Source organism: Nocardia sp. NPDC005998, assembly GCF_040614395.1.
In the GTDB taxonomy this organism is placed as follows: Bacteria; Actinomycetota; Actinomycetes; order Mycobacteriales; family Mycobacteriaceae; genus Nocardia.
In genome coordinates this window covers 1-21910 of the sequence record NZ_JBEXUI010000065.1, presented here as the reverse complement: position 1 = coordinate 21910, position 21910 = coordinate 1, and the positions used below count along the sequence as shown (strand labels likewise).

General features: G+C 65.9%; 26 protein-coding genes, 1 tRNA gene and 1 rRNA gene. 9 read left to right on the top strand and 19 right to left on the bottom strand.

Going from position 1 to position 21910, the window contains the following annotated elements:
- Window positions 1–38 precede the first annotated feature (38 nt).
- The 4 genes from ABZ293_RS40465 to ABZ293_RS40450 all read left to right on the top strand — a co-directional run bounded on the left by ABZ293_RS40465 (window position 39) and on the right by ABZ293_RS40450 (window position 2213).
- A tRNA-Leu gene (locus tag ABZ293_RS40465) sits at window positions 39–125 on the top strand.
- 156 nt (window positions 126–281) lie between these two features.
- Window positions 282–794 carry a DUF4188 domain-containing protein gene (locus ABZ293_RS40460; RefSeq protein ID WP_355189641.1) on the top strand — a complete coding sequence of 171 codons (513 nt, stop codon included), beginning with the start codon at window positions 282–284 and terminating at the stop codon, window positions 792–794.
- Window positions 795–1048: 254 nt separating this feature from the next.
- The gene (locus ABZ293_RS40455; protein ID WP_355189640.1) at window positions 1049–1669 is read left to right on the top strand and encodes a low molecular weight phosphatase family protein; all 621 of its coding nucleotides are present in this window, start codon (window positions 1049–1051) and stop codon (window positions 1667–1669) included.
- 118 nt (window positions 1670–1787) lie between these two features.
- Window positions 1788–2213 (top strand): hypothetical protein, encoded by a 426-nt coding sequence (locus tag ABZ293_RS40450; RefSeq protein WP_355189639.1) that lies wholly within the window; start codon window positions 1788–1790, stop codon window positions 2211–2213.
- Window positions 2214–2355: 142 nt separating this feature from the next.
- Here the strand turns inward: ABZ293_RS40450 and ABZ293_RS40445 are convergent, their stop codons facing one another.
- From ABZ293_RS40445 to ABZ293_RS40395, 11 genes are all read right to left on the bottom strand, one after another.
- Window positions 2356–3264 carry an acyl-CoA thioesterase II gene (locus ABZ293_RS40445; RefSeq protein ID WP_355189638.1) on the bottom strand — a complete coding sequence of 303 codons (909 nt, stop codon included), beginning with the start codon at window positions 3262–3264 and terminating at the stop codon, window positions 2356–2358.
- A complete protein-coding gene (pyk, locus tag ABZ293_RS40440) occupies window positions 3265–4683 on the bottom strand; it encodes a pyruvate kinase (protein ID WP_355189637.1) in 1419 nt (472 codons plus the stop codon). It abuts the gene before it with no gap.
- Between the two features lie 105 nt (window positions 4684–4788).
- Window positions 4789–5457: an amino acid ABC transporter permease gene (locus ABZ293_RS40435; RefSeq protein ID WP_354961880.1), complete on the bottom strand. Its 669-nt coding sequence runs from the start codon at window positions 5455–5457 to the stop codon at window positions 4789–4791.
- 6 nt (window positions 5458–5463) lie between these two features.
- Window positions 5464–6324 (bottom strand): amino acid ABC transporter substrate-binding protein, encoded by an 861-nt coding sequence (locus ABZ293_RS40430; RefSeq protein WP_355189636.1) that lies wholly within the window; start codon window positions 6322–6324, stop codon window positions 5464–5466.
- Between the two features lie 97 nt (window positions 6325–6421).
- Entirely contained in the window at window positions 6422–6982 is a 561-nt protein-coding gene (locus tag ABZ293_RS40425; protein ID WP_355189635.1) for a TM2 domain-containing protein, read from the bottom strand.
- Window positions 6983–7132: 150 nt separating this feature from the next.
- Entirely contained in the window at window positions 7133–8416 is a 1284-nt protein-coding gene (gene lgt, locus ABZ293_RS40420; RefSeq protein WP_355189634.1) for a prolipoprotein diacylglyceryl transferase, read from the bottom strand.
- Between the two features lie 75 nt (window positions 8417–8491).
- Window positions 8492–9292, bottom strand: a complete 801-nt coding sequence (gene trpA / locus ABZ293_RS40415) for a tryptophan synthase subunit alpha (RefSeq protein ID WP_354961884.1) — start codon at window positions 9290–9292, stop codon at window positions 8492–8494.
- A 64-nt stretch (window positions 9293–9356) separates the two neighbouring features.
- On the bottom strand, window positions 9357–10631 hold the full coding sequence (gene trpB / locus ABZ293_RS40410) for a tryptophan synthase subunit beta (RefSeq protein ID WP_355189633.1): 1275 nt from the start codon (window positions 10629–10631) through the stop codon (window positions 9357–9359).
- Window positions 10628–11446, bottom strand: a complete 819-nt coding sequence (gene trpC / locus ABZ293_RS40405; RefSeq protein WP_355189632.1) for an indole-3-glycerol phosphate synthase TrpC — start codon at window positions 11444–11446, stop codon at window positions 10628–10630. The genes trpB and trpC overlap by 4 nt, the downstream gene beginning before the upstream one ends.
- Before the next feature lie 129 nt (window positions 11447–11575).
- A complete protein-coding gene (locus ABZ293_RS40400) occupies window positions 11576–12331 on the bottom strand; it encodes a TIGR02234 family membrane protein (protein WP_355189631.1) in 756 nt (251 codons plus the stop codon).
- Window positions 12328–13884: an anthranilate synthase component I gene (locus tag ABZ293_RS40395; protein ID WP_355189630.1), complete on the bottom strand. Its 1557-nt coding sequence runs from the start codon at window positions 13882–13884 to the stop codon at window positions 12328–12330. The genes ABZ293_RS40400 and ABZ293_RS40395 overlap by 4 nt, the downstream gene beginning before the upstream one ends.
- Window positions 13885–14042: 158 nt before the next feature.
- Between ABZ293_RS40395 and ABZ293_RS40390 the strand changes: the two genes are divergently transcribed.
- The 4 genes from ABZ293_RS40390 (at window position 14043) to ABZ293_RS40375 (ending at window position 16247) form a co-directional block, all read left to right on the top strand.
- Window positions 14043–14351 carry a hypothetical protein gene (locus ABZ293_RS40390; protein WP_355189629.1) on the top strand — a complete coding sequence of 103 codons (309 nt, stop codon included), beginning with the start codon at window positions 14043–14045 and terminating at the stop codon, window positions 14349–14351.
- 91 nt (window positions 14352–14442) lie between these two features.
- Window positions 14443–14907, top strand: coding sequence for a peroxiredoxin (locus tag ABZ293_RS40385; RefSeq protein ID WP_355189628.1), 465 nt, complete (start codon window positions 14443–14445; stop codon window positions 14905–14907).
- Window positions 14908–14994: 87 nt separating this feature from the next.
- Window positions 14995–15570, top strand: coding sequence for a permease (locus ABZ293_RS40380; protein WP_355189627.1), 576 nt, complete (start codon window positions 14995–14997; stop codon window positions 15568–15570).
- Between the two features lie 227 nt (window positions 15571–15797).
- Window positions 15798–16247, top strand: a complete 450-nt coding sequence (locus ABZ293_RS40375; protein WP_355189626.1) for a MarR family transcriptional regulator — start codon at window positions 15798–15800, stop codon at window positions 16245–16247.
- Window positions 16248–16388: 141 nt separating this feature from the next.
- On the opposite strand, the gene hisI is transcribed toward ABZ293_RS40375, so the two are convergent.
- The 6 genes from hisI to ABZ293_RS40345 all read right to left on the bottom strand — a co-directional run bounded on the left by hisI (window position 16389) and on the right by ABZ293_RS40345 (window position 20502).
- A complete protein-coding gene (gene hisI / locus ABZ293_RS40370; RefSeq protein WP_355189625.1) occupies window positions 16389–16751 on the bottom strand; it encodes a phosphoribosyl-AMP cyclohydrolase in 363 nt (120 codons plus the stop codon).
- A gap of 595 nt (window positions 16752–17346) precedes the next feature.
- Window positions 17347–17508, bottom strand: coding sequence for a hypothetical protein (locus ABZ293_RS40365; RefSeq protein ID WP_355189624.1), 162 nt, complete (start codon window positions 17506–17508; stop codon window positions 17347–17349).
- Window positions 17509–17612: 104 nt separating this feature from the next.
- Window positions 17613–18386 carry an imidazole glycerol phosphate synthase subunit HisF gene (gene hisF / locus ABZ293_RS40360; RefSeq protein ID WP_355189623.1) on the bottom strand — a complete coding sequence of 258 codons (774 nt, stop codon included), beginning with the start codon at window positions 18384–18386 and terminating at the stop codon, window positions 17613–17615.
- 45 nt (window positions 18387–18431) lie between these two features.
- Entirely contained in the window at window positions 18432–19247 is an 816-nt protein-coding gene (locus ABZ293_RS40355) for an inositol monophosphatase (RefSeq protein ID WP_355189622.1), read from the bottom strand.
- An 8-nt stretch (window positions 19248–19255) separates the two neighbouring features.
- The gene (priA, locus tag ABZ293_RS40350; RefSeq protein WP_355189621.1) at window positions 19256–19987 is read right to left on the bottom strand and encodes a bifunctional 1-(5-phosphoribosyl)-5-((5-phosphoribosylamino)methylideneamino)imidazole-4-carboxamide isomerase/phosphoribosylanthranilate isomerase PriA; all 732 of its coding nucleotides are present in this window, start codon (window positions 19985–19987) and stop codon (window positions 19256–19258) included.
- 62 nt (window positions 19988–20049) lie between these two features.
- A complete protein-coding gene (locus tag ABZ293_RS40345) occupies window positions 20050–20502 on the bottom strand; it encodes a MarR family transcriptional regulator (protein WP_355189620.1) in 453 nt (150 codons plus the stop codon).
- Window positions 20503–20601: 99 nt separating this feature from the next.
- Between ABZ293_RS40345 and ABZ293_RS40340 the strand changes: the two genes are divergently transcribed.
- Window positions 20602–21132: a nuclear transport factor 2 family protein gene (locus ABZ293_RS40340; RefSeq protein WP_355189619.1), complete on the top strand. Its 531-nt coding sequence runs from the start codon at window positions 20602–20604 to the stop codon at window positions 21130–21132.
- Here the strand turns inward: ABZ293_RS40340 and ABZ293_RS40335 are convergent.
- Window positions 21129–21656, bottom strand: a complete 528-nt coding sequence (locus tag ABZ293_RS40335; protein ID WP_355189618.1) for a hypothetical protein — start codon at window positions 21654–21656, stop codon at window positions 21129–21131. The two genes, ABZ293_RS40340 and ABZ293_RS40335, sit on opposite strands and share 4 nt — an antisense overlap.
- A 168-nt stretch (window positions 21657–21824) precedes the next feature.
- Window positions 21825–21910, bottom strand: a 5S ribosomal RNA gene (gene rrf / locus ABZ293_RS40330); the annotation flags it as partial.

The following is a 21910-nucleotide window of genomic DNA, read 5'->3' as shown; positions in this document are numbered from 1 at the left end:
GATTTTCGACAGTCACCCGCTATGCTTTCTCACCGTGCGCCGATTTGGCGGAACTGGCAGACGCGACGGTCTCAAAAACCGTTGTCCGAAAGGACGTGTGGGTTCGAGTCCCACAATCGGCACCAACTCGAGAACGGCCCATGCCCATAGGGAGGATGGGCCGTTCTCTTTGGCGGTGGTCATGGTCGCTACCCGGGTGTGGTCGTCGAACTGAAGCTTCGCCTGGGCCGTTGTTCCTGCATAGGGTTGCAAGTAGGCGCCCTGGTTGCGGAGGTTGCGACATGCGGGTTAACAGGACCACCGTCGACCTGTCCGGATATCCGGATCTGGTCGTCATCTATCTCGGGATGCGGGTGCGCAAGCCACGCGGGATGCTGCGATTGCTCGGCCTCGGCCCGAAACTCTATCGGTCGCACCAGGATCGCCCGGATGGGCTGTTATCGCACGAGGACGTGATCTGGTCGCTGTTCCCGCCGCATTGGGGGGCGCGGCAGTATTGGCGGGACCTGGATTCGCTGGAACGCTGGACACGCTCAGCGCCGCACCGGGATTGGTGGCAGAAGTTCCTGCGCGACTCCGGTGGGACCGGGTTCTGGCACGAGGCCTACTTCATGCGCGGCGGGATCGATGCGATGTACGACGATATGACGGGAACCTCGGGGCTGCCGCGATTCGCGCCCGTCGTCGCCTCGCGCGGCCGGAGGTTCTCGACCCGGGGGCGGGTGAACAACGAAGACGCCAAGGTGGCGCCGGTGGTTGCCGAATCCACCTACTACTCACCGGAGTCCGACTAAGTCGGGCCGAATCGGTTCCCAAACGTGGCGATACCGTGATGGTTGAAATCGGTTGTGCCGGGGTAACTTCAGCACGACGCCCAGACCTCGATTACCGATCGGCCGACTACCGGCAACGCGTATCGAGCGTCTTTCTGAATACCGGGGCGTACTTCGTGTACGGCAATTGACCAGCAGATGAATAAGTGCTCGTCGGGGTGTGATTCCGCGTCGACGGCCTTCTGGTCGGCGCTCGCGCGGCTTACCGTATCGGCATGCACGTCCTGTTCGTCTGCAACGGCAATGTCTGTCGTTCGGTGATCGCCGAGCGGCTCACCCGCGCCGTAGCGGTCGAATACGATCTGCCCGGACTCACCGCCGAGAGCGCGGGAACCCGTGCGCTGGTGGGATTTCCGGTGGAACCGCTCGCGGCACGCGCCATCGAGGGACTCGGGGCCAATGCCGACAATTTCCGGGCGCGCAAGCTCAAGCCGGAACTGATCGACCGTGCGGACCTGGTACTCACCATGACCGAACAGATCCGGGATCAGGCGGCGGGGATGGGCTTCGGCGCGGGGTCACGGACTTTCACATTGCTGGAGGCGCACCGCATCGCCAAGGTGACCGGGGCGGAGACGATCGCGGATCTGCACCGCGCCCGCCACGATCTCGCGCTGGTCGGCCGGGAGAACATCGCCGATCCGGTCGGCCTGTCGGAATCCGCGTTCTGCCAAGTGGGTGACCAGATCGCCGAGGCGCTGGTGCCACTGCTGCTGGCGTTGGCTCCGCACGAGCAGGCCAGGCCGGTCGAAGACGAGCGCGGCGGCCTCGTCGTACAACCCGGGTCGGCGCCCGCGCCGCTGGCAGCCTTTCTTGCCGCCCACCGGATCAGGTGACACGCAGGGCGCAGTGTCCAAGTGATACCGAGAGGGACTACACTCCCCCTGCGCGCATGCGCCCGCTTCCACGGATAGCTTCCGCCGTTGATGGTTCGACACACGACAGGAATCAGACATGCCGAAACGAATTTCGGATGTTTCGCTCCATGTTTATGTCACACCGGAAACCCTCGACCGCGTCGTCGATTCGGTACGCGAGGTGGTGGACGACCACCTCCAGGACCGCGATGTCTTCGCCTGGCGCTTCACCCTCCCCGTCGAGCCCGATGCGCCCGAGCACATCCTGCTCGAAACCCAGTGGCGGGTAGACCATCCCGGCCAGGAGCCCAGTACTCGGCGCACCTATGAGATCGCACTCAGCCTGGTCGGTGCCCCGCGCGATCTGACCGCGCCGAGCCTGGCCGCGCTGGAAAAGCGACTGATGTTGGAAACCGCAAGCTGCCCAACGGATCTGGAGATACCACGAACCATCCGGGTGCAGCGCCGCGACAGCTTCGACTTCGAAACCGAGCGCGAACGATTCCGCCTACCCGGGCCTTAGGACGCAGAAGTCGGACTACACGCAGTTCCATTCGGGCTCTGCGTCATACGTTTTGGGCCATACGTTTTGGGGCGTACCCGATTGTTACCCATGTGCTCGCGAAATCAGTTGGCACTGTCCGCGAAACACATGGGCACCAGCCTCATCCGCGGGATGGGAAGTGCCGGATGACACCTTCCTGCACGGTGGTGGCGAGCAATTCGCCACTGCGCGAGAAGAATCGGCCGGTTGCCAGGCCACGTGAACCGGCGGCCACCGGGGATTCGGTGGCGTAGAGCGCCCAGTCATCGAAACGGAACGGGCGGTGGAACCAGATCGAATGGTTGATCGTCGCGGCCACGATGCGGTCCAGACCCCAGGACAGGCCATGGGTGGTGATGATCGAATCCAGCACTGTGGTGTCGGACGAATAGCCAAGCGCCGCAACGTGGATCAGCGGATCATCGGGCAGCCTGCCATCGGTGCGCATCCATACGCGGTTGTGGTTGAGCCGCTCTCCCGTGCCCTTCAGGATCCAGGCGGGGTCATTGGTGTAGCGCATATCGATCGGACGCGGCGCCTTGATGAACATCTCCAGCTTGTCCTCCAAGCCTTCGAAGCTCTCCTCGACGCGCGGCAGCGTCTCGGGATCCGGCACCTCCGGCTGGGCGTGCGCGTGCTCGAGCCCCTTGCCCCAATCCTGGAACGCGGCGAGCATGACGAACAGCTCCTGATCGTCCTGGGTCGCGGTGACGGTGCGGTTGGCCAGGGAACGCCCGTCACGGTGGCGGTCGACCCGGTATTCGATCGGCTTCTTCACATCGCCGCCGCGCACGAAATGCGCGTTGACCACGTGCAGCGGCCGGTCGCCGTCGACCGTACGTCCGGCCGCCATGATCGCCTGCGCTACGAGCTGACCGCCGAATGTGCGGCTCCAGACCTTCTCCGGATGCTGGCCGACGAAGACGTCCTCGTCGACCTGTTCCAGATCCAGCAGTTCGAGCAGCACATCCAGGTCGGAACCCGCCGTTGCGGCACCAAGGCCGACGGCGCCACCTAGCGAAGCACTCACCTAATGGTCCTCCTCACCGATACGGTGCACATGGATCAGATTGGTGGAGCCGACAGTACCGGGCGGGGAGCCTGCCACGATTACCACCAGATCACCTTTTTGGTATCGCTCCATGGACAGCAGTGCTACATCCACCTGGTGGATCATCGCATCGGTGCTGTCCACCGTCGGGACGATGAAGGTTTCGGTGCCCCAAGTGAGCGACAGCTGGCTGCGCACCTCGGGAAGGGGGGTAAACGCCAGCAACGGCAGCGGGGTGTGCAAACGGGCCAGGCGGCGAACCGTATCGCCGGACTGGGTGAAGGCGACGAGCGCCTTGGCATTGAGCCGCTCGCCGATATCGCGGGCAGCGTAGGAGATGACACCGCGCTTGGTGCGCGGGACATGGGTCAGCGGTGGTACCCGGGTGGATTCGGTCTCCACGGCGTGCACGATCCGGGCCATGGTGCGCACCGTTTCGATCGGGTACGCGCCGACCGAGGTCTCACCGGAGAGCATCACCGCATCCGCACCGTCGAGCACCGCATTGGCCACATCGGAGGCCTCGGCGCGGGTCGGGCGGGAGTTCTCGATCATCGACTCCAGCATCTGGGTGGCGACGATGACCGGCTTGGCATTCTCCCGAGCCATTTGGATGGCGCGCTTCTGCACGAGCGGCACCTGCTCGAGCGGCAGTTCGACACCGAGGTCACCGCGGGCCACCATGACCGCGTCGAAGGCGAGCACGATGGCCTCGAGGTTGTCGATGGCCTCGGGCTTCTCCAACTTGCCGATCACCGGGACGCGGCGCCCGACGCGATCCATCACGTCGTGTACCAGCTCGACGTCCGAGGGCGAGCGCACGAAGGACAGCGCGATGAAGTCGACGCCGAGCTTGAGCGCGAATTCGAGATCCTCGATGTCCTTCTCGGAGAGCGCGGGCACCGAGACGTCCATGCCGGGCAGCGAAACGCCCTTGTTATTGCTGACCGGACCACCCTCGGTCACCCGGCAGACGACGTCGTTGCCCTCGACCCGGATGACCGTGACGCCGACCTTGCCGTCGTCGATGAGCAGGCGGTCGCCCGGCTTGGCGTCCTTGGCCAGCTCCTTGTAGGTAGTGGAGACGCGATCGTGGGTGCCATCGATCTCGTCGACAGTTATGCGGACCTCTTCACCGCTGGCCCATACGGTCTTGCCCTCGATGAAGCGCCCCAGCCGGATCTTCGGTCCCTGCAGGTCGGCGAGAATGCCGACCGCCCGGCCGATATGGTCCGAGGCCTGCCGCACCTTCTTGTAGTTCTCGGCATGGTCGGAGTGTTCGCCATGGCTGAAATTCAGCCGCGCCACATCCATGCCACTCTCGACGAGTTCCCGAATACGTTCCTCGGTAGCGGTCGCTGGGCCGAGAGTGCACACAATCTTCGTCCGTCGCATCACGGGTAGAGCCTAGTCCCGTGCGGTACCCCGAGCCCGCTGTGGCCTCGGTGAAAGGTAGGTGAAAAATATGTACGAAGCATTAGCGGAAACTACAAACGGGTCTGGTCAGCGTGCGACATGGCGGGAAAGCCGGGTTTCCAGGCGGGTCTGCCCGAAGCCGAGCACCAGGCAGATCACCCAGTAGTAGAGCGCCGCGACGCCGTACAGGGCGAAAAAGTCGAAGGTCGGGGCCGCCGCGAGCTGTGCGGTACGCAACAGTTCGGTCACCAAGATGGTCGAGGCCAGCGAGGTGTCCTTCACCAGTGAAATGAGCGTATTTGAAAGCGGTGGCACCGCGATCCGCGCGGCCTGCGGCAGGATGATCAGCCGCAACTCCTGGGCATACGACATACCGAGCGCCTTGGCCGCTTCCCACTGGCCCTCCGCGACACTGAGAATGGCGGCGCGCACGACCTCGGCGGCGTAGCCGCCGACATTCAGACTGAACGCGATCACCGCCGCCGGAAACGGATCGATAACGATATTGAACTGCGGCAGCGCGTAGAACACGATGAACAGCTGCACCAGCAGCGGCGTGCCGCGAATGAGCGAGATGTAGAACCGTGCGGGCGCCGAGACGAACCACAGCGGTGACATCCGCGCCAAGGCCACGAACAATGCGATGACCAGACCGATGACGAAGCTGATCGCGGTTAGCGGAATGGTCTTATTGATCGTGGCCTGCAGCATCGGCCACAGGTTGTGCCAGATCAGTTCCCTGGTCGCGGGATCCACGGACGGTTATTTGCTGACGTCGGTGCCGAAGTACTTCTCGGCGATCTTGGTCAGGGTGCCGTCGGCGCGCAATTGATCCAGCGCGGTATTCACCTGGCCGATCAGCGCATCGTCCTTGCGGGCGGCGAAGGCCTGATGGCTGACCTCACCGGCCTTGGCGGCGATCTTGACGCTGGTGTCGCCGTTCTTCTTGATGTAGTCGAGCGCGACGAGGCTGTCGTTGACGGTCGCATCCACCCGACCGGTCTTGAGCAACTGGACGGCCTGCACGAAGCCCTCCACCGCCTCGACCTTGGCGCCCGCGCCCTGGGCGACCTTGGCCCAGTTGCTGGTCGCCGACTGTGCGGTGGTCTTGCCGTTGAGGTCGGTGAGCGCGTTGATGCCGGTGCTATCCCCGCGGGTGAGGATCACGCCCTCGGAGGTGGTGTAGGACTGCGAAAGGGCGTACTTGGCCTTGCGCTCGTCGGTGATCGAGACCTGGTTGGCGACCAGATCGAAACGCTTGGACTCGAGGCCGGCGAAGATCGCGTCCCACGGCGTCTGCACGAATTCGATCTTCTTGCCGATCTTGTCGCCGACCGCCTGGATCACCTCGATGTCGTACCCGGTGAGTTTGCCGTCCGAGCCCTGATAGCTGAATGGCGAGTAGGTGCCTTCGGTACCGACCTTCAGCACGTTCGGATCGCTGCTGCTGCCGCAGGCGGTGAGCCCGGTGGCGGCGATGATGGCGAGCATGGCGGCGGCGAACAGCTTGCGGCGCACGAAAGTCCCTCTCTTCGGTGTGCGGACCGATACCGCATCCGCACACGACACAAAACCCGGCTCAGGGTACGCCAGGTGGCTGCCGATCGACAGTATTGCGATCATCGTGCGCCGAATCCGCGTACCGCGGGCCGAAATTGCGACGGCCCCGTCACATCGTCATCCGATGCAACGGGGCCCGTCGGTTAGCTGTTCGCGGCGATCAGTCGCGCAGTGGCCGCCCGAGGCTGTCGGGCACCTTGCCGGTCAGCATCATGATGCCGTCGATCAGCGGCCAGATACCGCCGATACCGCAGGTCAGCCAGGTGACCGCGATCTGTGCGATGGCGATGCCGGTGTGGCCGGTGTAGAAACGGCCGATACCGAAGCCACCGAGGAAGATCTGCAGCAGACCCGCGGTCAGCTTCTGCTTATCCGAGAACGGGACACCGAACGGGTCGCGACCGTAGGGCGCTTCCGGATCGTTCGGGTTGTAGCCGCCGCCCGGGTAGGGCGCGGACGGGTAGCCGCCCGGCTGCTGGCCGTAGGGGTCGGGCTGACCGTACTGGGGCGGCTGCTGGCCGTACTGCGGCTGCTGGCCGTACTGCGGCTGCTGGCCGTATTGCGGCGGCTGCTGGCCGTACTGCGGCTGCTGGTTGTACGGATCCGACGGGTACTGCGGCTGGCCCGGCACCTCGGGCTGCTTGTTCAGGTCCGGCCCCGTCCCGGGCGGACCGTACTGCGGGCCGCCGAAGCCTGGCTGGTTCTGGTAGGGGTCGGTCACTAATGTCCTCCATCATTCGTGCATTTCGACGGGTGCTCACCCGTCTCCCCGCGTTCTAACCGGGCAATTGGGCACCCGAAGGTATCGTTGCGGACACGCGGTTGCATGTCTACTCGGTGCCCCCAACGAGTTACCCAAATGGTTATGGGGTCAGTCGTCCTTTTTCGAGGTTGCGACCTTGCCCTGCTCGGTGTCCGAGGTCTCGGACTCCGTTGAGTTATCGCCGGTGGTGTCCGGTTCGTTGCCAGAGTTCTGGGATTTTGTCGGATCCGGTCCGTCGGCAGCGGTATTCGGTTCGGCCACCTCGGATTTCCCGGATCCGTCGTCATCCTGCTCGGACTCGGCCTGCTCGGACTCGGCCGCGCTCGTCTCCGATTCGGCTGCCGCGGCCGATGTCTCGTCCTTCGTCGTCGCCGCGCTGTGCTTCGGGGCCACGGCCTCCGCCGCCGCTGCGGCCTTCGACGCCGCCTCGGATTCCGCACCCGCCGCGCGCAGCGCGCCGATCTGCCACGGCCACGGGCGCGAGACCGTCGACGGTTGCAACTGATCCGCGGTCTCCCTGCCCTTCGTCGCGAAGATGAAATAGGCGACGGCAGCGAGGAATACGATCGCGGAGGTGAACGAGTTGATCCGGATCCCCGCGATCTTGGTTGCCTCGTCGTCGCGCAGCAGCTCCACGAAGAAGCGGCCGAGGCAGTACCCGGCGACATAGAGCGCGAACAGGCGGCCGTGGCCGATGCGGTAGCGCTTATCGATCTGCACCAGCAGCACCACGATCAGCAGGTTCCAGATCATCTCGTACAGGAACGTCGGCTGCACGACCTTATCGACGACGCCGGTGGAGACGCCGTTCATCATGTCGAGCTTGCCCTGATCATCGAAGCGCAGGTAGATCTCCAGACCCCACGGCACATCGGTCTTGCGGCCGTAGAGTTCCTGGTTGAAGTAATTGCCGAGACGGCCGATGGCCTGGGCCAGCAGAATCGGCGGTGCGATCGCATCGCCCAACGCGGGCAACGGGATTCGGTAGACCCGGCAGCCGATCCAGGCACCGACACCGCCGAGGAAGACCGCGCCCCAGATGCCGAGGCCGCCCTGATAGATCTTCAGCGCGTCGATCGGGTGACCGTCGGCGCCGAAGTACTTCTGCCAGTCGGTGGCCACGTGATAGAGCCGCCCACCGACCAGACCGAACGGTACCGCGAACATGGCGACATCGAGGACCGCGCCCTGCTGCCCGCCGCGCTGCTGCCAGCGCCGCTCACCCCACCAGATGGCGACGATGATGCCGAGGATGATGCACAGGGCATAGGCTCGTAGCGGGAATGGGCCGATATGCCAGACGCCCTGAGCCGGGCTGGGGATGTAGGCCAACACATCAGCGGTGACGGCACCGTTGCTCAGGACGCTGTCTGCGAGGACTCGTAAGGTCACGGCCCCAACCGTAGCGGAGCACAGCCGCGCACCGAGATTCGCGGTCGGTGCGCCCCGGTCGGCGAGCAGATGCGGCTAGGAGGCGACGGTCGCGGAGCGGACGCCCTCGGCCAGTTCGGCCGTCAGCGTGCGGACCGCATCGAGTCCGTGCGCGGCGGCGGTCACCAGTGCCGAGCCCACGATGACCCCGTCGGCGTAGGAAGCGATTTCGGCCGCCTGTGCCCCCGAGCGCACGCCGAGTCCGACGCCGATCGGGATATCGGAGTGGGCGCGGATGCGCGCGCACAGCGCGGGCGCGGCGGAGGAAACCACATCGCGGGCGCCGGTCACGCCCATGGTCGAGGCCGCGTAGACGAAGCCGCGGCTGGCCTCGATGGTCTTGACCAGACGCTCCTCGGTGGAGGACGGCGCGACCAGGAAGATACGGTCCAGATCATGCGAGGCCGAGGCGACGAACCAGTCGTCGGCCTCCTCCGGAATCAGGTTCGGGGTGATGATGCCGGACCCGCCCGCGGCGGCCAGATCCCGCGCGAACCGGTCGACGCCATACTGCAGCACCGGATTCCAGTAACTCATCACGACGGCCTGGCCCCCCGCTCCGGTGATCGCCTCGACCACCGAGAACACATCGCGCACCCGGACGCCCCCGCGCAGCGCCTGTTCGGCGGCGGCCTGGATGGTCGGTCCGTCCATGACCGGATCTGAGTAGGCGACACCGACTTCGATGATGTCGCAGCCAGATTCGACCATGGTGCGACACACCTCGATCGAACCGGCCAGATCCGGATAGCCTGCGGGCAGGTAGCCGATCAGCGCGGCCCGTTCCTCCGCGCGACAGGCGGCGAAGGTATTCGCGAGGCGGGACTGCTGACTCACGACTGCGCCTCGCTGATGCTCGGCTCCGTCGTCGTCATGGACGCTGTGCTGCTGGTTCGCTCGCTCACTGCGCGGTCTCCTTATCAGCGGCGTGGTCATCGAACAGCCCGAACCATCGCGCCGCCGTGTCCATATCCTTATCGCCGCGCCCGGACAGGTTCACCAAGATGATCGCGCCCTTGCCCAATTCCCTACCGAGCTTCAGCGCACCGGCCACCGCGTGCGCGGACTCGATCGCGGGGATGATGCCCTCGGCGCGGCTCAGCAGCAGCAGCGCGTCCATCGCCTCGGTATCGGTGATCGGGTGGTATTCGGCGCGGCCGATGTCCTTGAGGTAGGCGTGTTCGGGCCCGACGCCCGGATAGTCCAGACCGGCCGAGATCGAATGCGATTCGATGGTCTGGCCGTCCTCGTCCTGCAGCAGATAGGAGTAGGCGCCCTGGAACGCACCGGGCGTGCCACCGGTGAAAGTGGCCGCGTGCCTTCCGGTTTCGACGCCGTCACCGGCCGCCTCGTAGCCGATCAGCCGCACACCCGCATCGTCGAGGAAGGGATGGAAGATGCCGATGGCATTGGAGCCGCCGCCGACGCAGGCGGTGACCGCGTCGGGCAACCGACCGGTGAGCGCCTGCACCTGGGCACGGGCCTCCAGGCCGACGACGCGCTGGAGGTCGCGCACCATCAGCGGGAACGGGTGCGGCCCGGCCGCGGTACCGAAGCAGTAGTAGGTGACCTCGGCATTGGTGACCCAGTCGCGCAGCGCCTCGTTGATCGCGTCCTTGAGGGTCTGCGAACCGGTGGTCACCGAGATCACCTCGGCGCCGAGCAGCCGCATGCGGGCCACGTTCAACGCCTGGCGGGCGGTGTCGACCGCGCCCATGTAGACGACACAGTCGAGACCGAGCAGTGCGCACGCGGTCGCGGTGGCGACGCCGTGCTGACCAGCGCCGGTCTCCGCGATCACCCGATTCTTGCCCATGCGCTTGGCGAGCAGTGCCTGGCCGAGCACGTTATTGATCTTGTGCGAACCGGTGTGGTTCAGGTCCTCGCGCTTGAGGATGATGCGCGCACCACCGGCGTACTCGGCGAGGCGTCGGCATTCGAAGATCGGCGACGGGCGGCCGGTGTAGTCGCGCTGCAACCGGTCCAGTTCGTCGAGGAATGCCGGATCGAGGCGACACTTCTCGTATTCGGCGGTGACCTCCTCGATCACCGCCATCAGCGCCTCAGGAACATGCCTGCCGCCGTAGACGCCGAAGTGGCCGCCTGCGTCCGGCTCATGGCCGCTGCGCTCGTGGACGCCGTCCGAAGCCTTGGGAAGTGCCGTCACCCGCGTCACCGGCCCCGCCGCGCGGGCTTCGGGCAGGACGGGTGGGTGCCCGCCGTCACCAGCTCGGAGACGGCGGCGCGCGGGTCACCACTGGTGACCAGGCCCTCGCCGACGAGTACGGCGTCGGCGCCCGCACCGGCGTAGGCCAGCAGATCGGCGGTGCCACGAATGCCGGATTCAGCGATGCGAATGACCTCGGTGGGCAGGCCGGGCGCGATGCGCGCGAACACGTCCCGGTCGACCTCGAGGGTCTTGAGGTTGCGCGCATTCACGCCGATCACTGAGGCACCCGCCTCGAGTGCGCGATCTGCCTCTTCCTCGGTGTGCACCTCGACCAGCGCGGTCATGCCGAGCGATTCGGTGCGATCGATCAGCGCGCTGAGCACGTCCTGTTCCAGGGCGGCCACGATGAGCAGGATGACGTCGGCGCCGTGCGCGCGGGCCTCGTGGATCTGGTAGGGACCAACGACGAAATCCTTACGCAGGATCGGGATGCGCACGCAGGCGCGGACCGCGTCCAGGTCGTCGAGCGATCCGTGGAAGCGGCGGCCCTCGGTCAGCACGCTGATGATGCGCGCGCCGCCGTCCTCATAAGCCTTGGCCAGGCTCGCCGGGTCCGGGATGTCCGCGAGTTCACCCTTGGACGGGCTGGCCCGCTTGACCTCGGCGATGACGCCGATGCCGTCTTCGAGGAGCGCGGCGCGGGCGTCCAGCGGCGCGGGCGCTGCGGAGGCGGCCGCCTTGATCGCCTGGAAGTCCAAGAGGGCTTCCCGAGCGGCCACATCCGCGCGGACCCCGTCGAGAATCGAGTCGAGTACCGTCATCTGGCTCGAATCCTTTCTGGGGAGACGGACTTGCTGCCTGAGAATCCCCCCAGGCGCTGTCTCACCGATGCTGACAAAGAATAAATGGCTTCCTGTGGCGCAACTGCGCCGGGGTTTGTAGTCACCTGCTCAGACACCGCGACCCCCGGATTTACCCTGATCATGATCGGGCGTGTCGCCGGGAGCCGGAGTGCGCCCGGACGATTCATCGGTCGGGTCGGTGCCCGCGTCCAATGCGTCCCAGAGCACCCGCTCAGAGAGCTGTCCCGATGTCGCGTCTGCGTCATCGGTGCGCTGGCGCGTGACCTGCTCGGCGGCAGCGGCGCGACGGAACACCGGATTGTCGTACTTGCCGGATAGCCGGGCGGTGTCCTGCGGCATGCGGGCGAGCAGGACACCGGCCGTAAAGGCCGCCAGCGCGCCCACCAGCGAAAGCACGGCGGGGAACTGCGAGGTGACCACCTGAGTGACGGTCGCGCGGCCAGGTAGCTCCGCCAGGGTGGCCGCACGCGCCGCAGTCGCACCGGATCTGGTCAAGAGGGCGAAGGCGGGCACGGCGGTCACCGCCGCGACCAAACCGATCAGGACGCCGACCATGCGCCGCAGCCAGCCGCGCGTGGCCAGCACCGCGGCGATGGCGGCGAGCAGTACCAGGGCCAGTGGCGTCAGCGCACCGAACCAGACGCCGCCATTGAGTTTGTCGGTGCGCGGTTCGGTGAGGCCATCGGTGGACGAGACGGTTACCCAGGTCATCCGGGACGAGCCCCATAGCGCCGCCGCCGCGATGGCGAGCAGGACGAGCGCACCGACCGGATACTTGCGCTTCGGGGACTCGACACCTGCCGAGGCCGCCGGATCGGTATCGCCGGATTCCGAGCCGGTCATTGCGCGCTGCCGTCCGCGGGGGTCGGCGCACCGTAGGCCCGAACGGTTTTCGCGGCCGCCACCGCGCGCAGCACCGCCATCGCCTTATTGCGCGATTCGACGTCCTCATAGTCCGGATCCGAATCCGCGACGATGCCCGCACCCGCCTGCACGTAGGCCGTGCCGTCCTTCAGCAGTGCGGTGCGAATGGCGATCGCGGTATCCGCATCGCCCGCAAAATCGAGGTAGCCGACAACGCCGCCGTAGACACCGCGGCGGGTCGGCTCGAGTTCCTCGATGAGCTCCATCGCGCGCACCTTCGGCGCGCCCGAGAGTGTGCCCGCGGGGAAGCAGGCGCGGACCGCGTCCAGCGCGATCTTGCCCGGCGCGAGGCGGCCCGAGACCGTCGAGACCAGATGCATGACGTGGCTGTAGCGCTCGATATGCCGGTATTCGGTGACCCGCACCGTGCCCGGCTGGCAGACCCGTCCCAGATCGTTGCGGCCGAGATCGACGAGCATCAAATGCTCGGCGTTCTCCTTCTCGTCGGCCAGCAGCCCCTTCTCCAGCAGCAGATCGTCCTCCTCGGTGGCACCGCGCCACCTGGTACCCGCGATCGGATGTGTCGTTGCCACCCCCTCTTTCACGGTCACCAGTGATTCCGGGCTGGAGCCGACGATGGAGAAGGCGGTACGGCCGTCGCCGTCGGGGATGTGGATCAGGTACATGTACGGGCTCGGGTTCGACGCGCGCAGCATCCGATAGAGGTCCACAGGCGCGCCGGCGTAGTCCATTTCGAAGCGTTGGGAGAGCACCACCTGAAATGCCTCGCCCGCCTCGATCTCCTTGACCAGGCGGCGCACCCCGGCACCGAATTCATCGGTGGTGCGGCGGCGGATGTACTCCGGGTCGGGCTGATCGAAGACCGATACGGTGGACTCCGAGGGGGCGGCCAGCGCGGCGGTCATCCGGTCCAGCCGAGCCACCGCGTCGTCATACGCCTCGTCGACACGTTCGGCGGTGCCGTTCCAGTTGACCGCGTTGGCGATGAGCGTGATCGCGCCCTCATGGTGGTCGAAGGCCGCGAGATCGGTGGCCAGCAGCAGCACCATTTCCGGCAGCTGCAGATCGTCGACGGCGAGGGTGGGCAGCCGTTCCATTCGGCGCACCGCGTCGTAGCCGAGGTAGCCGACCATGCCGCCGGTCAGCGGGGGCAGGCCGGGCAGCCGCTCGGTCCGCAGCAGCTCCAGGGTTTCGCGCAGCGCGACCAGCGGATCGCCGCCGGAGGGTGCGTCCACCGGGGTGTTGCCGAGCCAGGCCGCTTCGCCGTCGACGACGGTGAGCGCGGACGGACTGCCAGCGCCGATGAACGACCAGCGCGACCAGGACCGACCGGTCTCCGCCGACTCGAACAGGAAGGTGCCGGCCCGGTCCGCGGCCAATTTTCGGTAGGCCGATAGCGGAGTTTCCGAGTCTGCCAGCACCTTTCGGGTCACCGGAACCACTCGGTGCTCCGCGGCCAGTAGGTGGAACTGTTCGCGGGTCGTGGTGGTGGGAGTGGACGCGGCAGGCATGGATCCATCATCCCAGGCGGGTCCGACACTCTTGTCGGCGCGTCCCAACCTTTCTAACCGACTGTCCGGTTCACACGCGCTGTAGGGGCCGGTGACCGGCGTCACTACACTCGCCCCGTTCGATTGCACATGCGGTTTCCATTCCGAGAGGAGACAAGATGTACCCCTCGCAACCAGGTGCGCCCGAGGGTCGGCACGCCGCCGTACCAGGCCTGCCCGGTCAGCCCACGCGAATGGTCGGCCTGAATTCGATGGGCGGATCACCGAGCTCCACCCAGGTGAACGCCCTAGCATCCTTCGTCACCTACGTGAAAGCGATGGAAGCCCTGGACAGGAACCACTTTCCGGACGAATACGCCATCCACAGCGACCGGATCAAGGAACTAAAGCCGTTCCTGCGCGCGCACGGAATTCTCGATGTCATGGAGATCAAGAATCCGGAAGTCGCCGCAATCATCGGCAGCTAGCTGAAAACGTCCCCGTCATCCCGGCCAACGGCTTGACGGGGACATGACGCCAAGGCGGCAAACAGACCTCGCGCCCGGTACTGTCCACAGTATGCAGAAAGGTCAGCTCGCCCCCGAGTTCGAGCTTCCCGATCAATCCGGCACACCGCGTTCGCTCGATGCCCTGCTCGCGAACGGTCCGCTCGTGCTGTTCTTCTACCCCGCCGCCAATACGCCGGTCTGCACGGCGGAGGCGTGCCATTTCCGTGATCTGTCCGCCGAATTCGCGGCACTCGGCGCATCGTGTGTCGGCATCAGCACCGACGGTGTCGACACCCAGGCCGGATTCGCCGCCAAGCAGAACCTCGGATATCCCCTGCTTTCCGATGCCGACGGCAAGGTCGCCGCGGCCTTCGGTGTGAAGCGCGGATTGCTCGGCAAACTCGCTCCGGTCAAGCGGCAGACCTTCGTGATCGACCGAGATCGCAAGATCGCCACGGTGATCACCGGCGAGCTGCGTGCCAATGTGCACGCGGACGAGGCATTGAAATTCCTGCGTGAGCGCGCCCTGCAGTAGCCGGTAATCCTCGCTTCGCGGCTGCCGCCGCGAAAACGCCAGGTCCACCGCCATCGATCTCGTGATTGCCGGGCATACGCTGGATTCATGACTTCGAGCGAGGTTCGGCCGGACGGTCAGAAATCCACGCTGGCCACGTGGCGCACTCGGATCATCGCCGCAGTGGCGGTCAGCGCCGTTCTGATCGGCACCTACTTCATTCTGGCGGCGTTCATTCCACGCTGGTGGGCGCAGCGCGTTGCCGATCTGGTGAGCGGCAGCTTCAGCAAGGGCATCGGCTGGGGTCTGGTCTACGGCCTGCTCTGCACCGCGCTGCCGTTGTTCCTCATGCTGCTCGCCGCCATGATCTGGAAGCGCCGGGCCGGGAAGTTCATCGCGGGGGCCGCCGCATTGCTCGCGGTGATCCTCGCGATTCCGAATCTGATGACCCTTTCGATCGTGCTCGGCAACAACAACGCCGCACACGCCGGTCAGCGGATCCTCGATGTCGACGCCCCGGCCTTCCGCGGCGCGTCGCTGGTCGGCGCGATCGTGGCGGCGGTCATCTTCCTCGCCTCGGTGTCCCTGATCTTCTGGCGTCGGTGGCGCCGCAAGCACCCCGGCAAGCAGGCGGTGTCACCCACCGCCGCCCCGCAGACGCCGCCGGTCGCCCAGGACACCTAGCCGACTCGCCAATCCAATTTTTGTGAGTGACCTCACGTCGAACACCAAGTTCATGACGGTCGAGCGAAGTCGTGGCAAACTCATTTACGCGAGTGGCTGTGAACATGCTTTTCATTAATCGCTAGGCTCACTAATAAGAACACGTCACTTGGCTCGAAAGAAGGCACCCAGTGACGAAGTGGCTCGACCCGGACGAACAACGAGCTTGGCGCGCGATCGTTGCGCTGATGACACGTCTACCAGGCGCTTTGGATACCCAGCTGCAGCGCGAATCCGGGTTGACGCATTTCGAATACTGGGTGCTCACACTGTTATCGGAAGAGCCGGGCCACCGGCTGCAAATGAGTGAGCTAGCCCACAAAGCAAATGCATCGCTATCGCGACTCTCTCATGTGGTTTCGAAGCTGGAGCGAATGGGCTGGGCGCAACGGTCAGCAACCACCGGCCGCCGCGGTGTGCACGCGGTGCTCACCGACGACGGCTACTCGAAGGTCGTCGAGGCGGCACCCGGTTATCTGGATGCGGTGCGCCAGTTCGTATTCGACGGTCTCGAAGCCGGACAAACCACGCAACTCGCCGACCTCAGCGAACTACTTGCCACCCAACTCTCCGACACACTGAACCAGTCCAGTGGACAGTCGACGGCAGTCGAGGAGCCCGATCAGCCGAATCCGTAGCAGCCATACGAGATTCGGGCAGTTTGTGGACCGGGCACGAGAATGCGACGGCGATGGCCGTGGCGGAGCCCACCGAATCGCGGTGCGCGAGTTCATCACTGCGGGTCCCGGTCGTCCTGCCGGCGGCTCGGGAACTCGAACTCAGTCGTCGGCGAGCAGCAGGTTGTCGGCGAGCAGCAGATCGGAATCGAAGCAGGTGTGGGTGCCGGTGTGACAGGCCGCGCCCTCCTGATCGACGACCAGCAGGATGGTGTCACCATCGCAGTCGAGGCGGACCTCGTGCACGTACTGGGTGTGGCCGGAGGTCTCACCCTTGACCCAGTACTGCTGGCGAGACCGCGAATAGTAGGTCGCCTTACGGGTTTCCAGCGTACGGGCCAGCGCCTCGTCGTCCATCCAGGCAACCATCAGCACATCGCCGGTGCCGCGCTCCTGCGCGACCGCAGCGACGAGTCCGGCGTCATTGCGCTTTAGCCGGGCGGCGATGGCGGGGTCGAGAGTCATATGACCCGTTATACAGGGCCGCGACTGCTGCGCCACACGCACCCGGCGCACTGCGAATTCGGGCAATACTGGTGGCTGCCGGTACCCCGCCCGCTATCGTCAGCGCGTCGCTGGGATACCACGCGGCACGGTAGTACCACTCCCCTACTCGGCGCCTGGTCGGCCCCTGCCATCGTTCCGGCCAACCGCGTTGCCGCCCTGGCCCAGGCTCCGGCGCACGCCGGGCCCCGACATGAACACGCAGGCTACTGATGTAGCCCCTGCACGAGCAGTTCTTTACGACCATGACCACCCCCAACAGCCACCCCGCTGCCCACCGGACCTGGCCATCGCACCGAGACCGCAAGACACCGGACTCCAGGCACGCACCCGTGCACAACGCCTACCACGATCAACGCCCGATCCGCCAAAGATGCACTGCGCAAACTGGATTCGGCTCCCCTAGAACGAGCCCAGCCGCCGCCCAACCGAGAGCGGCGCGAATGAGGTTGCGCAGAAGCGGGTTCCGCTCCGGCTCGACCAGCTCGTCCTACCGCACGCCGGCTCGACGACCGAAGATCCGCGACATCCGCCAAGATCGCAGCTGGCCCCCGGATCACTCCTCGGGCAGCGGAATCAATTCGAGATGTTCGGCCACAGCCTTTTTGGTGCAGGTGTTCCGGCCGGTCACCAGGTTGACCCCGCCGCGGTGGGCGACCAGCCATTTGCCGCAGACACAGCGCAGATAGCGAACTGATCCATGCGTCGACACCAGCATCGGCGAGGGCCAAGAGCATGAGGGACACATGGCGGACATGGACGCCAAGCCTGGGGAAGTATCGAGCAGATAGCAATCACCGCTGCGGCGTGGCGGCCGAAATGTTAACGCACCACAATGTGTTCGGCGCGCATGGCAGCCTTGACCTGGGGGATGGTCAGGTCGCCGAAGTGAAAGACGCTGGCGGCCAGGACCGCATCCGCTCCGGCGTGCACGGCGGGCGCGAAGTGTTCGATCGCACCCGCTCCACCGCTGGCGATCACCGGTACCGACACCGCCTCGCGCACGGCCTTGATCATCGGCAGATCGAAACCGGCCTTGGTGCCATCCGCATCCATCGAGTTGAGCAGGATCTCACCGACGCCGAGTTCGGCACCGCGTATCGCCCATTCGACGGCGTCGATACCGGTGCCGCGCTTGCCGCCGTGCGTGGTGACCTCCCAGCCGGAGGGGGTGTCGGCCTGGCCCTCGGGCACGGTGCGCGCGTCCACCGACAGCACGATGCACTGCGAACCGAAGCGCTCGGACATCTCGCGCAGTACCTCGGGACGCGCGATGGCCGCAGTATTCACCGACACCTTGTCGGCACCCGCGCGCAGCAGCCGGTCCACATCGGCCACCGTGCGCACACCGCCGCCGACGGTGAGCGGGATGAAAATCTGCTCGGCCGTTCGGGTCACGACATCGATCATGGTGCCGCGGTCGCCGGTGGAGGCGGTGACGTCGAGGAAGGTCAGCTCATCGGCACCCTGCAGGTCATAGGCGGCGGCGAGTTCGACGGGATCGCCCGCATCGCGCAGGTTTTCGAAGTTGACGCCCTTGACCACTCGGCCGGCATCGACATCCAGGCACGGAATCACGCGTACCGCCAATGTCATCGGCTCACCCTTCCTCGAATCATGCCTGTCCCGACGCGCGCAGCCTCACGCATCGTCGGCGACCGTGCAAATCATTTCCAGCAGTTCCTCGTGTACCCCGGGCGCGGCGGCCAGCACCGACCCCGAGGTAATGGTCCATGGCGCACCTGCCAGATCGGTGACCACACCACCCGCCGCGCGCACCAGCGCCACGCCCGCGGCGTTGTCCCACGGATGATGTCCGAAGACGATCGCGCCGCCGAGCACACCCGATGCGGTGAACGCGAGGTCGATACCGGTGGAACCGTGCATGCGCACCCGCGAGGACAACCGACTCAGCGGACCGAGCAGATCGAAACGGAACCGGCCGGGAATGCGCCCCGCGGAATCCACATTGAACGCGCCGAAGCCGATCATCGCCTCGCCCAGCTTGCTGCGCGGCAGCCGCGGCAGCGGTTCGCCGTTGAGTAGCACCGGGCCGGTAGCAGCCGCCGCATAGCGCTGGCCGAGCAAGGGCAGCCAGGTCAGCCCGAGCAGCGGCTCCCCGTCGTGCACCAGCGCAAGCAGCATGCCGGAGAGAGGGTGCCCCGATGAGTAATTGAAGGTGCCGTCGATCGGATCCAGCACCCATGCGGTGCCGGAGGTGAGCTGCGGTCCACCGAATTCCTCACCGTGCACCTCGATTCCGGTGCGCTGTTCGAGCTGGGCCGAAATGGTGCGCTCCAGCTCGAGATCGAGTTCGGTCGCGAAGTCGTTGCGGCCCTTGGCGACCGCACTCGGCGCGCCGATCCCCTCGACGAAACGAGGACTGGCCGCGTCGAGAATATCGCTCGCGACGTCGAGCAGCGCCGGTAGTTCGGTGTCGAGGTGGTTTGCGGTCATCGAATCGGTCAGCGCACCGCAGCCAGCGCATCGGGCAGCGTGAAGCGGCCCGCGTACAGCGCCTTGCCGACGATCGAACCCTCGACACCCTCGGGGACCAGTTCGGCGATGGCGATCAGATCCTCGATGGTGGAGACGCCGCCGGAGGCGATGACCGGCGCATCGGTCGCGGCGCACACTTCGCGCAGCAGGTCCAGGTTGGGGCCGGTGAGGGTGCCGTCCTTGGTCACATCGGTGACCACATAGCGCGAGCAGCCGTCGCGTTCGAGGCGCTCGAGCACCTCCCACAGATCGCCGCCGTCACTGACCCAGCCGCGACCGCGCAGCCGGTGCTCACCGTCGATGATCCGCACGTCGAGGCCGACGGCGATGCGCTCACCGTGCTTGGCGATGGCGCGCGCACACCACTGCGGATCCTCCAGCGCGGCGGTGCCGAGGTTGACCCGGGCACAGCCGGTGGCCAGCGCGGCCTCCAGGGATTCGTCATCGCGAATGCCACCGGACAGCTCCACCCGCACATCGAGTTCGCCGACGACGTCGGCCAACAGTTCCCGGTTGGAGCCGCGCCCGAATGCCGCGTCGAGATCGACCAGATGCACCCACTCCGCACCGGCCTCCTGCCAGGCGAGCGCCGCGTCGCGCGGGGAGCCGTAGCTGGTTTCGCTGCCCGCCTCCCCCTGAACCAGGCGCACGGCCTCTCCATTGGCGACATCGACAGCAGGTAGCAGCACAAGACTCACGGATGCAGTTTAGTTGCTCGCTCCACGCACCCTATCCCCGGCCTGCGGAAATACCGGTGCGCTCAGTCGCGGGCATGATCATCGAGGATGCGCGTGAGCAGCCGGACGAGTTCGCGGCGCTCGGCGGCCGAGAGGGCGGCCAGCAACTCGTCCTGGGCGCCTTCGATGCGGTGATCCAGTTCGGCCAGGTGGCGAGTGCCAGCCTTGGTGATGGTGACGATATTGCGGCGGCGGTCGCCCGGGTCCGGACTGCGTTCGATGAGACCCCGCTCGGCCAGATCATTCAGAGCCGCGACGATATCGCTGCGATCAATGCGGGTGCGTCGGCCCAGATCCGCCTGGCTGGCGGGCCCGAATTCGTCGAGCGTGGTGAGCAGGGCGTAGTGATAGCGGCGTGATCCGGTCGCGTCGAAGGCGCGCTCGGTCGCCCGGTTGGCCAGGATGGCCACCTGATTCACCAGTCGGGTGGGCAGGGCGCGCAGCCTGCCCGAGGTGTCCTCGTGCGCGATCTCCATGCGCCAAATGTAGCAACACTTGTTGGTGACACCCACAATCTGTTACGTTGGCCTTACCAACGTTGGAGTGACCAATATTTGATGTGAAAGGTTCGACCGATGAACAAGATCCGCCGCATCCTTCCCCTCGCCGCCCTGCCGCTGGCACTGCTCGCCGCCTGCGCAACCGCCACCGCCAAGGACGACACGACCCAGCGCCAACTCCGAGAGCTGGTGGACCGCAATGAGATCACCGCATTGGTCGACCGGTTGGGCAGCACTTTGGACGAGGGACGCTTCGACGACTTCCGTGCGATCTACACCGCCGACGCGACCGCCAAAACCCCCGGTGGCCGGGCCGATGGCGTCGATGCACTGATCGCGCAGGCCAGCCGGAATCACACCGACGACAAGCGCGTTCAGCACTTCATCAGCAATGTGATCATCGATCTGCACGGCGATACCGCCGACGTGCGGGCAAATCTCATCGCCACCTTCAGCCCCACCGTGACCGCCGAACCCCGGACCGCTCCGGAACCGCAGTTCACCCTCGGCGAGGTCTACCGCTTCGATGCCGTCCGCACCGCCGAGGGCTGGCGCCTGTCCCGAGTGGAGACGACGCCCGTGTGGTCCACCGGCACCCGGCCCTAGGCCAAGTGCTCGAACCGCTCGTCGGCCTTGGCGAGAATCCGTGTGCGATAACAACTCAGCGTGGCCGCGACCGCGAATACCGCGGTCGCCAGGGCCGTCGCTATCCGAACCCACTCGCCTACCTGGAATTCGGTTGCCGCTCTCTCGATTTCGGCAAGACTATGCCGGGAACGCTCGTCGAACAGGATCGTCGCGCGCGGCCACAGATAGAGAATCGACAGCAGGAATTGCCCGCTGATGAGCGAAATCATTGATGCGACGACCCATCCCCGGGCGAGGCGGTACCGAACCGCCACCACACAGGCGATCAGTGCGCATACCGTCAACACCCCGCCGAGCGGACGCATGACATCGCCGACCGCGACCTCGCTCATGAACTGCTGGGTCTGTGCCAGCGAATCGGGTACATCGCGAAAGATATTGGGGTACAGCATGATCGTCTCGGTGAGGGAGGCCGCGAACGCGAAACTCGCGACCGTGGCGTAGACCCCAGTGACGGTCAGCGTAACCGTGACGGACCTCATGACAACCTCCTCGCCACGACCGTAGGCCCGGGCCTCGGCGTTGCGGATCCGGAAGCAGCCCCCATATACACGGCACCCGGGATCAGGGTCTACCCGGAGGATCGTCATCACCTGCACAGGGCAACGCAAAAAGGCCCCCAACTGTGTTGGGGGCCTTTTGCAAGGATGTTCCGGCGGTGTCCTACTCTCCCACACCCTGTCGAGTGCAGTACCATCGGCGCTGGTGGCCTTAGCTTCCGGGTTCGGAATGGGAC

Bases quoted from the DNA above. Each gene is read 5' to 3' on its own strand.
- ABZ293_RS40460 (WP_355189641.1), top strand. From the start codon at position 282: ATGCGGGTTAACAGGACCACCGTCGACCTGTCCGGATATCCGGATCTG.
- ABZ293_RS40455 (WP_355189640.1), top strand. From the start codon at position 1,049: ATGCACGTCCTGTTCGTCTGCAACGGCAATGTCTGTCGTTCGGTGATC.
- ABZ293_RS40450 (WP_355189639.1), top strand. From the start codon at position 1,788: ATGCCGAAACGAATTTCGGATGTTTCGCTCCATGTTTATGTCACACCG.
- ABZ293_RS40430 (WP_355189636.1), bottom strand. From the start codon at position 6,324: ATGATCGCAATACTGTCGATCGGCAGCCACCTGGCGTACCCTGAGCCG.
- trpC (WP_355189632.1), bottom strand. From the start codon at position 11,446: ATGACGGTACTCGACTCGATTCTCGACGGGGTCCGCGCGGATGTGGCC.
- ABZ293_RS40400 (WP_355189631.1), bottom strand. From the start codon at position 12,331: ATGACCGGCTCGGAATCCGGCGATACCGATCCGGCGGCCTCGGCAGGT.
- ABZ293_RS40395 (WP_355189630.1), bottom strand. From the start codon at position 13,884: ATGCCTGCCGCGTCCACTCCCACCACCACGACCCGCGAACAGTTCCAC.
- ABZ293_RS40390 (WP_355189629.1), top strand. From the start codon at position 14,043: ATGTACCCCTCGCAACCAGGTGCGCCCGAGGGTCGGCACGCCGCCGTA.
- ABZ293_RS40385 (WP_355189628.1), top strand. From the start codon at position 14,443: ATGCAGAAAGGTCAGCTCGCCCCCGAGTTCGAGCTTCCCGATCAATCC.
- ABZ293_RS40380 (WP_355189627.1), top strand. From the start codon at position 14,995: ATGACTTCGAGCGAGGTTCGGCCGGACGGTCAGAAATCCACGCTGGCC.
- ABZ293_RS40375 (WP_355189626.1), top strand. From the start codon at position 15,798: ATGACACGTCTACCAGGCGCTTTGGATACCCAGCTGCAGCGCGAATCC.
- hisI (WP_355189625.1), bottom strand. From the start codon at position 16,751: ATGACTCTCGACCCCGCCATCGCCGCCCGGCTAAAGCGCAATGACGCC.
- ABZ293_RS40365 (WP_355189624.1), bottom strand. From the start codon at position 17,508: ATGCTGGTGTCGACGCATGGATCAGTTCGCTATCTGCGCTGTGTCTGC.
- hisF (WP_355189623.1), bottom strand. From the start codon at position 18,386: ATGACATTGGCGGTACGCGTGATTCCGTGCCTGGATGTCGATGCCGGC.
- ABZ293_RS40355 (WP_355189622.1), bottom strand. From the start codon at position 19,247: ATGACCGCAAACCACCTCGACACCGAACTACCGGCGCTGCTCGACGTC.
- ABZ293_RS40345 (WP_355189620.1), bottom strand. From the start codon at position 20,502: ATGGAGATCGCGCACGAGGACACCTCGGGCAGGCTGCGCGCCCTGCCC.
- ABZ293_RS40340 (WP_355189619.1), top strand. From the start codon at position 20,602: ATGAACAAGATCCGCCGCATCCTTCCCCTCGCCGCCCTGCCGCTGGCA.
- ABZ293_RS40335 (WP_355189618.1), bottom strand. From the start codon at position 21,656: ATGAGGTCCGTCACGGTTACGCTGACCGTCACTGGGGTCTACGCCACG.